Annotated in this window: 12 protein-coding genes; 2 read left to right on the top strand and 10 right to left on the bottom strand. The window is 68.2% G+C overall.

Features of this window, described 5'->3' with window-relative positions; translation table 11 throughout:
* Positions 1-339: 339 nt before the first annotated feature.
* Positions 340-1,296: an alpha/beta hydrolase family protein gene (locus BLA15945_RS01980; RefSeq protein ID WP_174991396.1), complete on the top strand. Its 957-nt coding sequence runs from the start codon at positions 340-342 to the stop codon at positions 1,294-1,296.
* On the opposite strand, the gene BLA15945_RS01985 is transcribed toward BLA15945_RS01980, so the two are convergent.
* Positions 1,297-2,217: a phosphatidylinositol-specific phospholipase C gene (locus tag BLA15945_RS01985; RefSeq protein WP_155627272.1), complete on the bottom strand. Its 921-nt coding sequence runs from the start codon at positions 2,215-2,217 to the stop codon at positions 1,297-1,299. It abuts the gene before it with no gap.
* Positions 2,218-2,223: 6 nt separating this feature from the next.
* Here BLA15945_RS01985 and BLA15945_RS01990 point away from each other — a divergent pair, with 6 nt between their 5' ends.
* On the top strand, positions 2,224-3,246 hold the full coding sequence (locus BLA15945_RS01990) for a LacI family DNA-binding transcriptional regulator (protein WP_059239884.1): 1,023 nt from the start codon (positions 2,224-2,226) through the stop codon (positions 3,244-3,246).
* Between the two features lie 32 nt (positions 3,247-3,278).
* Here the strand turns inward: BLA15945_RS01990 and BLA15945_RS01995 are convergent, their stop codons facing one another.
* The 9 genes from BLA15945_RS01995 to BLA15945_RS02035 all read right to left on the bottom strand — a co-directional run bounded on the left by BLA15945_RS01995 (position 3,279) and on the right by BLA15945_RS02035 (position 14,105).
* Positions 3,279-4,166: a carbohydrate ABC transporter permease gene (locus BLA15945_RS01995; RefSeq protein ID WP_174991339.1), complete on the bottom strand. Its 888-nt coding sequence runs from the start codon at positions 4,164-4,166 to the stop codon at positions 3,279-3,281.
* A complete protein-coding gene (locus tag BLA15945_RS02000; protein ID WP_059239882.1) occupies positions 4,136-5,005 on the bottom strand; it encodes a carbohydrate ABC transporter permease in 870 nt (289 codons plus the stop codon). The genes BLA15945_RS01995 and BLA15945_RS02000 overlap by 31 nt, the downstream gene beginning before the upstream one ends.
* A gap of 34 nt (positions 5,006-5,039) precedes the next feature.
* Positions 5,040-6,278 (bottom strand): ABC transporter substrate-binding protein, encoded by a 1,239-nt coding sequence (locus tag BLA15945_RS02005; RefSeq protein ID WP_174991340.1) that lies wholly within the window; start codon positions 6,276-6,278, stop codon positions 5,040-5,042.
* Between the two features lie 195 nt (positions 6,279-6,473).
* The gene (locus BLA15945_RS02010; RefSeq protein ID WP_174991341.1) at positions 6,474-7,682 is read right to left on the bottom strand and encodes a porin; all 1,209 of its coding nucleotides are present in this window, start codon (positions 7,680-7,682) and stop codon (positions 6,474-6,476) included.
* Positions 7,683-7,848: 166 nt separating this feature from the next.
* Positions 7,849-8,787, bottom strand: coding sequence for a helix-turn-helix domain-containing protein (locus BLA15945_RS02015; RefSeq protein ID WP_043181328.1), 939 nt, complete (start codon positions 8,785-8,787; stop codon positions 7,849-7,851).
* 69 nt (positions 8,788-8,856) lie between these two features.
* The gene (locus BLA15945_RS02020) at positions 8,857-9,441 is read right to left on the bottom strand and encodes a DUF3156 family protein (protein WP_174991342.1); all 585 of its coding nucleotides are present in this window, start codon (positions 9,439-9,441) and stop codon (positions 8,857-8,859) included.
* Complete coding sequence (locus tag BLA15945_RS02025; protein WP_174991343.1) at positions 9,438-10,940, bottom strand: APC family permease; 1,503 nt, start codon at positions 10,938-10,940, stop codon at positions 9,438-9,440. The genes BLA15945_RS02020 and BLA15945_RS02025 overlap by 4 nt, the downstream gene beginning before the upstream one ends.
* Positions 10,941-11,188: 248 nt before the next feature.
* Positions 11,189-12,529, bottom strand: a complete 1,341-nt coding sequence (locus BLA15945_RS02030; RefSeq protein WP_011354541.1) for an aspartate aminotransferase family protein — start codon at positions 12,527-12,529, stop codon at positions 11,189-11,191.
* A gap of 73 nt (positions 12,530-12,602) precedes the next feature.
* On the bottom strand, positions 12,603-14,105 hold the full coding sequence (locus BLA15945_RS02035) for an aldehyde dehydrogenase family protein (protein WP_174991344.1): 1,503 nt from the start codon (positions 14,103-14,105) through the stop codon (positions 12,603-12,605).
* Between the last annotated feature and the right edge of the window lie 101 nt (positions 14,106-14,206).

Below are 14,206 nucleotides of genomic sequence, written 5' to 3' on the forward strand. Positions count from 1 at the left end.
AGTGCATCCATGTTGTCACGGAATGCCCGATAGAAATTCTTGCATTGCGTCATTCAAAATCCCCCCGAAAGCGTGGTGATTCTAGTCATGACGCGACACGCGGACGATCCCGGCGGATTCATCCAGCCGGGGCAAGACCTCCCTTCAGAGCTTCGCCCCCCTGCCACCACAACCGTTCGCCGCCCCGACGCAAGCACGCCAGCATGCGTGGCGATTCGTTTCGAAGCGTTGCGAACGGATCTGCTAGTCGCTCAGCAACACTGTACACAGCCACCGATTTTCGTCACGATACGGCGAATTGCGACGGCAGTCCGCCGTGCCCTTGCCCCGGGGATCGACATGAAAACCTGGCTGTCGGCTGTCCTGCTCTGCCTGTCCGCAACGATCGCGCATGCGGCCGGCGTCAAGTTCGTCACCATCCCGGCCGACGCGGCCGGCCCGGAGATGCGCGCGGGCGTGTGGACGCCCTGTGCTGCAACGCCACAACCCCTCTCGATCGGCCCGTTCGTGCTGAACGGGTCACGCGACTGCCCGACCGTCGGCGACAAGCTGCCGCTCGTCGTGATCTCCCACGGCCACGGCGGCTCGCTCCTCGGCCATCACGACCTCGCCGAAGCGCTCGCCGACGCAGGCTATGTCGTCGCGGCGATCAACCATCCCGGCGACACGTTCTCCGACATGAGCCGCGCCGCCGACCTGCAGGAATTCGTCGAACGCCCGGCCGACATCAAGCGCCTGGTCGACTACATGCTCGGCAACGCGCCGGATGCCGCCCGAATCGATCCGGCACGCATCGGTTTCTTCGGTTTTTCGCGCGGCGGCTTTACCGGCCTCGTGCTGGCCGGCGCCAATCCGGATTTCGTGCACGCGTCGGTGGCCTGCCCGGACCCGACCTGGCCAATCTGCAAGCAGATCCGCGACGGCGATGTGCCGAAGGCGCCGCTGACGCACGATCCGCGCATCAAGGCCTACGTGCTCGCCGATCCGTTCGATGAATTCCCGACCGCCGCCACGCTGAAAGACGTCCATGCGCCGATCCAGCTCTGGGCATCCGAGTTCGGCGGCGACGGCGTCGAGCCGGCATCCGTCCCCGCGCTGGCCGGCCTGTTGCCGCAGCGGCCTGAATTCCACACCGTCCCGAACAGCGCGCATTTCGCGTTCATCGCGCCGTGTTCCGACGCATTGACACGCATTGCGTCGCGGGTCTGCGTCGATGCGAAGCCGTTCGATCGCGTCGCCTTCCACAGGACGCTCGACGCAAAAGCACTCGCATTCTTCAACGCGAACCTGCGCTGACTAACAGCGAAACGCCTTGCGCCAGACGCCCGGTTCCGGCACCGGGTCGTTGCACGCGATCAGCGCACGCACCAGTGCCCAGTCGTCGTCGTCGCAGAAATCGAGCAGCATCGCGCCATGCGGGCCGCGCTGCTCGCGCAGTCGTTCAGTCAGCCGCGCGTGAATGCCCTGCACCTTGCCGTCGCCATGCGCAACCACCGACGGATTCGCGCCCATCCCCGTCCCGCTGCAAAAACTGATCGCCCACCTGCCGCTGTCCGGCAACGGCAGGTGCGTCAGCAGCGTATCGATCGCGCGCCACTTCCACGCGATCGACGCAGCCACCGGCACACGATATTCGTCCTGGATCACGAACGCGCCGTCGGGGTGGTCGATCGAAAACGTCGCGTTGTCGGGCCACGCGGTCAGGTCGATGCCGAGCGGCCGGCCGCTGCGAAAGCGCCGCAGCAGCACGATCGCGCCGCGCACGTCGCCGAGCGCGGGCAGCGTGCCGCCCGCATGCCAGCGCAACCGCGGATGCCGCGCACGATGCGCGTCGAACGTCGCATCGAAACTGCGCGTACACGCCTGCGCCGGCCACTCGTCCTTCACCGACATCACGATGCATTCGCGCGGATGCGCATCGAGAAAGCGCGTACAGGTTGCCAGCACGTCGTCGAACGTCATGCCGAGCGCGATGCCGCCGTGATGGATGTCGAATGCATCGCGCACGTGCCGGCAGCGGATGTCGAGCAGCCGCACGCCGTGCGCGAGCTGCGCGTCGAGCGGCGCGCGCTGCGTACGCACGAGCCCGTCGTCGACCGTATACGCACAAGTGTCATGGCTGCCCGGTAGGGTCAGCGTATGCAGCAGCCGTGCATCGTCGAGCGCCGACATCCAGTCGGCGAGCGGCATGCACGTTTCGTGGCTCGAAGGGATCATGAATCGATGAATGACAAGGAAAGAAAACCGTGGGTGACGGCATCGGATGTCGCGGCGCGCGCGGGTGTCTCGCGCTCCGCGGTATCGCGCGCCTTTTCTCCGACGGCGAGCATCGCACCGCAGACGCGTGAACGCGTGATGGTCGCCGCGCGTGCGCTCGGCTACCAGGTCAACCTGATCGCGCGCGACATGATCACGCAACGCAGCAGCATGATCGGCGTCGTCACGGCCGGGTTCGAGAATCCGTTCCGCGCGCGGTTGCTGTCGGACCTGATGGCCGCGCTCGGGCAACGCGCGCTCACGCCGCTCGTGACCAATGCGGAAGATCCGCGCCAGGTCCGGCAATCGCTCGAACAACTGCTCAGCTACCGGATCGCGGGCCTCGTGATGACGTCCGCGTCGCCGCCGCTGTCGGTCGCGCAGCAGTATCTCGAACACCGGATTCCGGTCGTGATGATCAACCGCGAGGCGAACCTGCCGGGCGCGGATGTCGTCGTCAGCGACAACGCGGCGGGCGCTGCCCATGCGGCGCAGCGGCTCGTGCGAGCCGGCGCGCGCCGGCTCGCGTTCGTCGGGCCGCGCGGCGCCAGCTACAGCGCGCAGTCGCGCGCCGCGGCGTTCGAGCACGCGATCGGGCAAGGCGATGCGTTCGACGCGACGCTCGCGCACGTGCTCGACACGCCGTCCGATACCCATGCCAGCGGGATCGACGCGGCGCGGCAACTGTTCGCAGGCGGCGAACGGCCCGACGGCGTGTTCTGCTCGTCCGACCTGCTCGCGCTCGGCGTGATCGACGTCGCACGCCGCGAATTCGGGTTGCGCGTACCGGACGACCTGCGCGTGATCGGCTTCGACGACATTCCCGCCGCCGAATACGACGCCTACCGGCTGACGACGCTGCGGCAGGACACGCGCGGCCTCGCGCACGCGGCGATCGACCTGCTCGCCGATCGCATTCGGACGTTCGACGGCCCGTCGCGCACGCGCGTCGTGCCGGTCACGCAGGTGGTGCGGGACAGCTGCGCGTGACGGCGTGAAATCGGGCGCGGCACGGCCGCGCGTCACTTCAGCCCGCCCGCGAACCCGCGCAACAGATAGCGCTGCACATAGCCGGCCACGGCCAGCGTGGGCAGCGACGCCATCAGCCCCGCGCTCATCAGGTCGCCCCAGTCGATGCCGTTCTCCGTCACGTAGCCGGCAATCGCGAGCGGCAACGTGAAACGGCTCGGCGTCGACACGAACAGCAGCGCGATCAGGAACTCGTTCCACGCGGCGATGAACACGAAGATCGCCGTCGCGATCAGCCCCGGCGCGCACAGCGGCAGCACGATCTGCACGAGCCGTCGCGCGAGCCCCGCACCGTCGATGCAAGCCGCCTCCTCATACTCGATCGGCACGTCGCGTACGAACGCGAGCAGCATCCAGATCGCCATCGGGAGCGCATAGATCTGATAAGCGAGCATCAGGCCAAGCGTCGAATCGAGCAGATGCAGCCGCTTCGCGAGCGCGAACAGCGGCACCGCGATCGTGATCGGCGGCATCAGCTTCAACGCCAGCACGAGCACGAGGAACAGCAAGTCGAGCCGCGCCGGAAACCGCAGCCGCACGAGCGCGTACGCGGCCGGAAACGCGAGCGCCAGCGCGAGCAACGTCGTGCCGAAACCAACCAGCAGCGAATTGAACAGCGGCGCGCCGATGCCGTTGGACCACACCGACGCGAAATGCTCGAGCGTCGGCGCGGCCGGCCAGATCCGCAACGGATGATCGAGGCGTTCGAGCGTCGGCATGAAGGCCGCGCCGGCCATCCACAGGCATGGCAGCAACAACAGCGCGAGCGCGGCGATGCGCAATGCCCACGGCATCGCGCGACCGAATGCGGCGCCCATTCGCGCGCCCGTGATGCCTGCGGGATGCGCCGTCACGCGCGCCGCTTGCGAACCGTCTGCCATACGTACCCCGAGACCAGCACCGCGGACGCCGCGAGCATCAGCACCGACGCGGCGCTCGCCGGCCCGACGTTGAAGAAGCGGAAGCCCGTGTCGTAGATATAGGTCGACAGCGTCTGCGTCGCGTTGCCGGGGCCACCGCCCGTCAGCGCATAGACCTTGTCGAACAGCTTGAACGTATCGATCGAACGCAGCAGCAGCGCGAGGCCGATCTGCGGCGCCGCGAGCGGCAGCGTGATGTCGCGCAGGCACTGCCACTCGCTCGCGCCGTCGGTGCGCGCGGCTTCGTACAGCTCCTGCGGAATCGACTGCAGCCCGGCCAGCACGATCAGGAACGCCATCGGCGTCCACTGCCAGATGTCGACGAGCGCGAGCGACCACAGCGCGAGATGCGGATCGGACAGCCAGCGCACGCCTTCGATGCCGAACACGGCGAGCAGCGTGTTCAGGAAACCGTCGAAGTTCAGCCAGTTGCGCCAGATGGCCGAGCACACGAGTGTCGACAGCATCATCGGCAGGATCGCGAGCGGCAGCGCGATGCGCCGCCCCGGAAACGCGCGCACGAACAGCAGCGCGAGGCCGAAGCCCAGCGCGACTTCGGCGAGCGACGCGACGATCGTGAACCGCAGCGTATTGCCGAAGCCGGCCGTGAACGCGTCGTCGCCGAGTACCGCGCGATAGTTCGCGAGCCCCGTGAACGCGCGGCGGCCGGCCGAGTAGTCGACCTGGCAGAACGAATCGATCAGCACCTGCGCGACCGGATACAGCGCGAGCGCGACGAGCACCAGCAGCGCGGGCCCGAGCAGCGCGACGAACGGCAGGCTGCGGCCGAAGGCTTTCATGCGCGATCTCCGATCGACGGGTTGACGCGCGCGGTCACTTGCCGGCCGCGGCCATCGCCTGTGCGATCTTCTGCTGCGCCTGGCGCAGCGCGGCGTCGGGGGCGGCCTGCCCGGTCAGCGCAAGCTGCAGCTGGTCGCCGAGAATGCTCTCGACCTGCTGCCAATCCTTTACACGCGGGCGCGCCCGGCCGGCTTCGAGCGCCTTCAGCTGATCGGGATACCAGCGGTACTGGTGCACCAGCGCCGGATCGTTGAACACGCTGCGGCGGGTCGGCGGAATGCCGATGCCGGCGAGGCGCGTCTGCGTATCGCGTGCGGTCAGGTAAGCGAGGAAGTCCTGCGCGAGCTTCGCGTGCGGCGCATCCTTCGGAATGCCCATCTGCCAGATGCCGAGCATCGGCGCCGGGCCGGCGGTCTGCCCGGGCGGCGGCTGCAGCGCAATCTGCCCGACCACGCGCGACTGCTTCGGATCGTCGAGCGCCGGCACCCATGCCGGCCACACCTCGATCGACTGCGCGGCCGTGCCGCGCTGCAGCGCATCGCGCACTTCCGCCGCGCCGTACACGTCGACGTCCTTCGGCGCGAACGCCTTCAGCGCAAGGAACGTCTTCAGCGCGGCCTGCGCTTCGCGCGAATCGATCGTCACGTTGCCGGCATGGTCGAACACGTCGCCGCCATACGCCCACAGGATCGGCAGGAAGCCCGTCACGACCGGGTTGCCCTTCGTGCCGCGAAACACGACGCCCGACACGCTCTTGTCCGCGCCGCCGACGGTCTGCGCGATCTTCAGCACGTCGTCCCAGTTGCGCGGCGGCTGCAGCTTGTACTTCGCAAGCAGGTCCTTGCGGTACGCGAACATCTCGACGTTGCCGACGATCGGCAGCGCGTACAGCGCACCGGTGGCGTTGCGGCCGAGCGCGACGGCGGACGGCACGAGGTCGGCGTCCGCGAGCGACGCCGGCAGCGGCTTCAGCCAGCCGTTGCCGATGAATTCGGGCGCCCACGTGTCGTCCATCATCACGAGGTCGTATGCCCCGGTGCCTTCGCGCATCGACAGCTTGAGCTTCTGGTACAGGTTCGCGTTCGGTAGCTTGAGCAGCTCGATCTCGGTGCCCGGGTGCAGTTTGTTGAAGCCGGCGACGGCGTCGGCCAGCCCCTTGCCGTAGATGTCGTCGCGGCCTGCGATGACGAGATCCGCGGCAACGGCGTGCATGGCGGCGAAGGACAGCGCAAAGGCGGCGGACAGCGCGCGCAGGCGGGTCAGCAGGGTCATGAGGTCTCTCTCGTTCGACGTGGTGGCGGGACGGCCAGGCGTTGCACACGTGTGCAACGCAGGTGATGCGGCTGGCTGCCTGAAGCGTACGCCATTGTTCACGCCGATCGTTAAGAATTTATGGCACGCGGCGGGAGAGACAGCCAAACTGCCCGACTGCCCCGCCCCGCCTGGCCACGGCTGCCCCCGGCCCGGTCAGAAGTTCACGCGGATCCCGGCCATCACCGCCAGCTGACGGCTCGAGTTGCTGTTCGCGAGCACCGGAATTTGCGCGTAGTTCACCGCGTTGCCGTCCGCGCCGGTGCCGAGCCCCGTGCCGCTCGCGATCTGGCCGATCGCGACCGCATACAGCGCCGTGCGCTTCGACAGGCTGTAGTTCGTGCCGACGTTGACCTGGTGGAACCGCGTCGTGCCGCGTCCGTCGGTATGCGCGGCGTTGAAGATGTACGCGACGCCGCCCTGCAGCGCGGGCGTGAACATGTACGTGACGTTCAGCTCGCCGATGTCGAACGTGAACGCCTGCGTGCGCGGTTGCGCGGTGGTCGAGAAATAGCGGCTGTCGCCGAGGCGCGTATGCGTGTAGGTCAGCGCGACCGTCGCCGCGCCGAGCGTGACCGAACCGCCCGCGCCGAACGCGCGCATCGAGCCGGCGTCCTGCAGCAGGCAGTACATCGCACCCAGATTGCTGCACGCGAAGTCGCCGATATAGCCGCTCGCGCCGCCGAGCGCCGCGTCGAGCGGCTGGTGCAGGTCGAGGTAGCCGACCGAGAACGCCACCGGCGCGCGCGTGTACGTCGCGGCCACCGCATAGCCGCGCTTCGCGGAAAAGTCGCCGGCCTGCCCGCCGAAGCTGAAGGTGCCGCCGAACGTGAGGCCGTTGAAATCGGCGCTGGTGAACTTCACCGCGTTGTTGAAGTTGAATGCGGCGTTCAGGTTGTCGACGTCGCCGAGATGCGAGCCGTACGGCGTCGCCCAGTTGTTGCTCGATACGTATGCGCCGAGCATGTCGGTGTACGAGTCGTATTGGCGGCCGAGGCCGAGCGTGCCGATCCCGTCCCGACGCAGCCCGACCCACGCCTGCCGGCTGAATGCGGTGCCGCCCTGCAGCGCCTGCCCGCTCGCAGACAGGAACTGCTGCTCGAGCGTGAACACCGCATCGAGCCCGCCGCCGAGCGGCTCCGCACCCTGGAAGCCGAAGCGCGACGGCACGAGGTTGCCGCCGCCCATCTGCCACGCATGGCCGCCGCCCGTGCTGCCGTCGGCGCGTGTGAACTGCTGGTTCGTCGAGTAGATGATGCCGGTGTCCACGGTGCCGTACAGCGTCACGCTCCCCGAGGCCTGCGCGTGTGCGTGCATGCAACCCAGCGTCGCCGCGGCTGCGGCCAGTCGTCGTCCGATCTTCATGTCCCGCCCTCTGTTGTCATCGATTCGCAGTGCAAACCGATGGTGTTGTCGATATGGGTGACGGGACTCTATCCAGCGAAAATTCAGGACCTCTATCGCAAATCGGCAAACAGTGGGTTGAGCTGCCCGCGACGATGCCCGACGGCGCCGTCGCGGGTGGCGCGCGTCATTCGGGACGTGTCGTCTGGGAAGGCAGTTCGCCGAACAGGTCGCGATACTCGCGTGCGAAATAGCCGAGATGCGTGAACCCCCAGCTCGCGGCGGCCTCGCCGACGCCGAGCTGCTGCACCGACGTCGTGCGCAGCATCCGGCGCACCGCGTTCAGCCGGATCGTGCGCAGGTAGCCCACGGGGGTGACGTCGGCCACGCGTTGAAAACTCGTTTGCAGCGTGCGGCGGCTGCAACGCAGCGCGCGGCACAGTTCGAGCACGGTGACGGGCTCCTCGGGCCGGTCGCGCAGATGCTTCTCGCAACGGCTCACGATATCGCTGTAGGTAGCGTGCGTGATGTCGCGGCGCTCGACGCCGATGCCCTGTTCGAGCGCGTCGAGGAACATGCCGAGCATTGCGTCGCGGAACATCTTGCGGGTCGCCGCGTATTCGAGGTGGCCCGGGTTGCGCTGCGCGTCGTCGATCAGCGCCGACAGCCGCACGCCGAGCGCGACGCCCTGTTCGTCGGACAGCCGCGTCACGTGCCGCAGCTTGCGCGCGCCGGACGCGCCGAATTCGGCCTCGCACAGCTCGTCGACCATGTCGGACGCCGCGCTGATCCCGACGAGCCCCATCCCTTCCGGCGTGTGGAATTCGAAATCCTCGCCGGCGCGCAGCGCGAGCAGCGCATAGCCGTCGATCGGCTGCCCCTGGAACGTGCCCGCGAGCGGAACGGACAGCGGCACCGCGAGCGACGTGCGCCCGGCCGGCGCGAGCCCGGTTTGCGCGACGCGCCGGTTGGTCGTTTCGCGGAAGAAGTGAAAATCGTCGTACAGCACCTGCGTGACGGTGCCCTTGAAGCGGCCCGGCGTCATCTGGCGGTAGACCTGATGCCAGCCCGCGATCGCGAGCCCGTGATCGTGCACGTCTTCGTGTGAGCGTGACTGGAACAGCATCGGCATCTCCGGTAAAACCCTGATTCCTGGATGCGGCCGCCGGGTTCACACGGCACGCAACGCCACAGCTTACCCTCGCAAAATCCTGCGCAGTGCGGTTTCGAATGCAAGAAAGGCCGCCGACAGCGCAGCGGCCTGCTCGCCGGTCAGCCGGACATAGCGGCGAAACGACGGCATCCGGTTCACGACCTCGCTGCCACCGAACGGCACGATCGCAAGCGTCCAGCGGCCGTCGCGCGTGTCGATCGTGCAGTCGGTCAGGTGCAGCGGCCGCAGCGCGTCGACCAGCGACGGTTCGGCGATCAGCGCGGCCAGTGTGTCATTGAATACGGGGTCGCATCCCGAGGCGCGTACCGCATCGATCCCCGTGCTGCGCAGCCAGCCGGTCTGCCGCACGCGGGCGCTGCCCTGCGCGGCCGGGCCGTTCGCGGTCGCCGCCACCCGCACGCTGACCGTATGCATCAGGAACTGGCGCTCGACGCGCTCGTCGACGCTCACGCGCACGCCGTTCGGCAGCCGCGCGGTGGCGCCGACACCGCCGGCATCGCGCGCGGCCTGCAGGTCGGCCAGCACGCGCGCGGCGATCGCGCCGGGCCGATGGCCGGGCGGCGGCGCGTCGGGCGCCGCGCGCCACCGGGCGAGCACGGCCCTCACGACGCAACGTGCTCGTTGCGCAGCACTTCCTCGACCGGCACCGGCTTGAACGGATGCCGGCGCTGCACCACGAGCGTCCAGAACAGCGCGTACAGCGCGGTGAGCCCGAGCATCGCGCCGAACGGCACGTAGATGTCGCGCGGGTTCATGCCAGGCGGCGTGATGTACCAGATCGCGAGCACGATGCCGACGCTCGACACGATCTGCGGCAGCGGGAACAGCGGCGAACGGTACGGACGCGGCAGGTCCGGGCGGCGGATGCGCAGCATCACGACCGACGCGGTGACGAGCAGGTACGCGGTACCCCATGCGCAGGTCGCGGCGAGCACGAGGTGCAGGATGCTGTCGAGATTGCCGTTGATCAGCCACGCGTGGAAGATCGGCACGATCGCCGCCGCCACGATGCCGACCACCGGCGTCTTGAAGCGCGGATGCAGGTACGCGAAGCAGCGCGGCAGCGCGCCGTCGATCGCCATCCCGTACAGGATGCGCGGCAACCCGGCCATCAGCGTGTTGATCGTCGCGGCGCCCGCGCACAGGAACGCAATACCGAACCACACGCGGCCGAACGGGCCGAGCACCTGCAGCGCGAACGCCGGAATCGCACCCGGTGTGTCGAGCAGGTGCGTCAGGCCGTCGGGGCTCACCGGCACGTTCGCGACCTGGCGGCGGATCGCCGCGCCGTACAGGAACATGCAGATCGCGACGCCGACGAGGCCGAGCGCCATCGCCCGCGGAATCGTGCGGCCCGGCGACTTCATCTCCGGCGCGAGCGGCGTGACGAACTCGCAGCCGACGAACATGAACATCGCCATCCCGACGAGCGACAGCACGGCCGGCACCGACGTGCCGACTTCCGAGCCGCCGAACCAGCCGTCGAGATGCACGGCCGGCGCGGCCGCGAGCCCGAGGATCCCGAAGATCATCAGCGACAGCCACATGCCGGCCGTCAGCACGATCTCCAGCTTGCTGAACACCTTGATGCCGATGATGTTGGTGATCGCGAACGTGACCACGAGGCCGACGCCGACGAGCCACGAGCTGTTGTGCTTCTCGAACGCGGCGTTCAGCGATTCGAAGTTGACGAGCGCCATGATGCCGCTCAGGATCGTCTCCGCCGTGCCGGCGAACACGTGCACGAGGAAATACGCGGAGATCGTGCCGGTGATCGCCCAGAAACGGCCCAGCCCGCACGACAGGTAATCGTAGACCGAGCCGGCCGTCGGCAGCATCGCGGCGGCTTCGGAGAACGTGGTGGCCTGCGCCTGCATCATCACGAACGCGATGATCATCGCGACCGCGAACGCCCAGCCGCCCATCCCGAAGCCCGACGTCGCGGTGAGGATCACCGGGCTTGCCATGATGAGGCCGACGGCGCTCGCCAGCGCGGTCGGAAAGCCGACCGCACCCGCCTTCAGCGCCGTGCCGCCGCCCGCTTCGGCCGGCGATCCGGCGGACGTGTCGCCCGCGGCGCCGGTAACTCCTGACCATCCCGACATCTTTGTCTCCTTCCTTGACTGGCCTGAACCCGCGCTTCGTCGGCGGCTGGGGCCACGTTTGCCTTGCGGTCGGCCCGGGGTGGCGCTTCAGCGCTTCGTTCCCCGGACCCCTGTCGATCACATCGTGATCCGATGTCGAAAAAATACGCAGGCAAAATAATCCGGTCATAGCGCAAATCGGCAAACCCGCGGCGGCGCTCCCGCCTTCCGCCACCGGCCTGCCGTCATGCGACTGCACCGCGCCGCCGTTACGCGAACGGCACGGCCTCGAAGCCTGCCGCGAGCGCGTCGACGATCCGGTCGAGTTGCTCGCGCTGGATCACGAGCGGCGGCGACAGGATGATCTTCGTGCCGACCGGGCGCACCAGCACGCCGTTCTCGCGCGCGACTTCCGCCACCGCGTTCGCATAGCCGGACAGCGGGTCGATCGGCTCGCGCGTATCCTTGTTCGCGACGAGGTCGAGCGCGAGCATCAGCCCCTTGCCCCGCACTTCGCCGACCGCCGCGAAGCGTTCCGCGAACGGCTTGAGCGCTTCGAGCAGATACGCGCCCTGCTTCGCGGCATTCGCGGGCAGGTCTTCCTTCACGACGATGTCGAGGCTCGCGATCGCGGCCGCGCATGCAACCGGGTGGCCCGCGTACGTGTAGCCGTGCATGATCGCACCGCCGAAATCGGCGTTCGCGGCGAACGCATCCTCGATCCGCGCGTTCACGACCGTCGCGCCGAGCGGTACGTAGCCCGACGAGATGCCCTTCGCGAGACACATGATGTCCGGGCGCACGCCCCAGCCGCGGCTGCCGAACATGCTGCCGCTGCGGCCGAAACCCGTCACGACTTCGTCGGCGATCAGCAGCACGCCGTAGCGATCGCACACCTCGCGCACGAGCGGCCAGTAGTTGGCCGGCGGCACGATCACGCCGCCCGCGCCCTGGATCGGTTCCGCGATGAATGCGGCGACCGTGTCGGGGCTTTGGAACTGGATCTCGCGCTCGAGCATTTCCGCGCAGATCCGGCCGAGCTCTTCGGGATCCTGCGTAAACGGGTTGCGGTACAGCCACGGCGTCTCGACGTGGAAGCAGCCCGGCAGGTTCGGTTCGTAGTTGCGGCGGAACACCGTGTTGCCGTTGACCGACGCGCCTCCGAAGTGCGTGCCGTGGTAGCCCTGCTTCAGCGAGATGAACTTCGTGCGGTCGGCCTGGCCGCGCACCTTCCAGTACTGGCGCGCGATCTTCAGTGCGGTCTCGATCGAGTCGGAACCGCCCGAGCTGTACAGCACGCGGCGCATCCCTTCCGGTTCGAGCATGTCGATCACCTTCTTCGACAGTTCTTCCGCGCGCGGATGCGAAATGCCGTCGAACAGCTGGAAGTATTCGAGCTCGTCGAGCTGGCGCACGATCGCGTCCTTCACTTCCTGGCGGTTGTGCCCGACGTTCACGTTCCACAGGCCCGCGACGCCGTCGACGAGCTTGCGCCCCTCTTCGTCGAACACGTAGCAGCCGTCGCCGCGCACGATGCGGATCGGCTTGCGCTGCTTCATCTCGTTCGGGTGCACCATCGGATGCCAGAATTTCGCTTCGTTGTAGCTCATTGCAGTCTCCACTGTCGGATCGTTTGAACTGGGTGGTTCGGGTTCGGGTTTGGGTTCGAGGTCGCGCCGCGCATCAGTGCGCGATGCAGACGGATTTGGTTTCGGTGAAGCCTTCGATCGCGTACTGGCCGAATTCGCGGCCAATGCCCGATTGCTTGTAGCCGCCGAACGGCATCGACGGATCGAGCGGGATATGGCAGTTCACCCACACGGTGCCGGCCTCGATCTGCGGCACGAGGTTCATCACGCGCTTCAGGTCGTTGCTCCAGATGCTCGCGGCGAGGCCATACGGCGACGCGTTCGCGAGGCGCACCGCGTCGGCCGCGTCGTCGAACGGCACGACGACGATCACCGGGCCGAACACCTCGTCGCGCACGATCGCGCTGTCCGGATGCGGATCGGCGATCACGGCCGGCTTCACGTAGTAGCCGGGCAGATCGTCGGCCGGCGTGCCGCCCGCGAGGAACGTGAGGCCCGCGCGGCGCGCGCCTTCGATGTGCTGGACGACCTTGTCGCGATGGTGTGCGGACACGAGCGGGTTGATCTGCGCGGTCGTGTCGAGGCCTGCGCCGAGCTTCATCGACTGCGCGACGCCCGCGAGGCCGTCGGCGAGCTGCGCGAACTTGCTGCGGTGCACATAGATGCGCGACGCGGCCGCGCACACCTGCCCCTGGTTGAAGAACGCGCCGGCCGCGACGCCGTCGAGCGCCTGCGCGACGTCGACGTCGTCGAGCATCACGATCGGGTTCTTGCCGCCCAGCTCGAGCGAAAAGCGCGTCATGTTCTGCACGGCCGCCGCGCCGACCAGCTTGCCGGTCGCGGTCGAGCCCGTGAATGAGATCTTCGCGATCGACGGGTGGCTCGCGAGCGCCGAGCCGCAGACGCGGCCGCCCGTGACGACGTTGAACACGCCCGGCGGCACGCCGGCTTCGCGGGCGAGCTCGGCGAGGCGCAGCGCGGTGAGCGGCGTTTCCGGCGACGGCTTCAGCACGATCGTGCAGCCGGCCGCGAGCGCGGGAATCAGCTTCCACACCGCGATCATCAGCGGGAAATTCCACGGCACGATCGCCGCGACCACGCCGACGGGCTCCTTGCGGGTATAGGCCGTATAGCGCGCGCCGGGCGGGAACGGGATCGACACGTCGAGCGTCTGGCCGGTGATCTTGGTCGCCCAGCCGGCCATGTAGCGCACGTATTCGACGCTCGCGCGGACTTCGATCGCGCGCGACACGTGGATCGACTTGCCCTGGTTCAGCGTTTCGAGCTGCGCGAGCGTTTCGGCGTCGCCTTCGATCAGGTCGGCGAGTTTCAGCAGGATGCGTTCGCGGTCGGCCGGGCGCAGCCCGCTCCAGACGCGCGTGTCGAATGCGTGCTTCGCGCTGGCGACCGCACGGTCGACGTCGTGTGCGTCGGCATCCGCGACCGTTGCAAGCCGCTCGCCCGTGGCCGGGTCGTACACGTCGAGCCGCGCAGCCGCGTGCGCGGGCTGCATGTCACCGTCGATGAAGAGGCCGAAATCGCGCGCAACGAAGGTGCGCACGGTGTCGCTGACGGCGACGAAGTTCGTGTTGCTCATGGGCGTCTCGAGGATTGTCGTGGCTGGACCGCGTGCCGGTCAGGCACGCGGGCGTCGGACCACTGTATCGACGAGGGATCACGCCCGGTGAGCGCAAATTG

The sequence above is a fragment of the Burkholderia arboris genome (assembly GCF_902499125.1).
Lineage (GTDB): Bacteria > Pseudomonadota > Gammaproteobacteria > Burkholderiales > Burkholderiaceae > Burkholderia > Burkholderia arboris.

Coding starts and splice junctions, on each gene's coding strand:
- BLA15945_RS01980 (WP_174991396.1), top strand. CDS start 340: ATGAAAACCTGGCTGTCGGCTGTCCTGCTCTGCCTGTCCGCAACGATC.
- BLA15945_RS01985 (WP_155627272.1), bottom strand. CDS start 2,217: ATGATCCCTTCGAGCCACGAAACGTGCATGCCGCTCGCCGACTGGATG.
- BLA15945_RS01990 (WP_059239884.1), top strand. CDS start 2,224: ATGAATGACAAGGAAAGAAAACCGTGGGTGACGGCATCGGATGTCGCG.
- BLA15945_RS01995 (WP_174991339.1), bottom strand. CDS start 4,166: ATGGCAGACGGTTCGCAAGCGGCGCGCGTGACGGCGCATCCCGCAGGC.
- BLA15945_RS02000 (WP_059239882.1), bottom strand. CDS start 5,005: ATGAAAGCCTTCGGCCGCAGCCTGCCGTTCGTCGCGCTGCTCGGGCCC.
- BLA15945_RS02005 (WP_174991340.1), bottom strand. CDS start 6,278: ATGACCCTGCTGACCCGCCTGCGCGCGCTGTCCGCCGCCTTTGCGCTG.
- BLA15945_RS02010 (WP_174991341.1), bottom strand. CDS start 7,682: ATGAAGATCGGACGACGACTGGCCGCAGCCGCGGCGACGCTGGGTTGC.
- BLA15945_RS02015 (WP_043181328.1), bottom strand. CDS start 8,787: ATGCTGTTCCAGTCACGCTCACACGAAGACGTGCACGATCACGGGCTC.
- BLA15945_RS02025 (WP_174991343.1), bottom strand. CDS start 10,940: ATGTCGGGATGGTCAGGAGTTACCGGCGCCGCGGGCGACACGTCCGCC.
- BLA15945_RS02030 (WP_011354541.1), bottom strand. CDS start 12,529: ATGAGCTACAACGAAGCGAAATTCTGGCATCCGATGGTGCACCCGAAC.
- BLA15945_RS02035 (WP_174991344.1), bottom strand. CDS start 14,105: ATGAGCAACACGAACTTCGTCGCCGTCAGCGACACCGTGCGCACCTTC.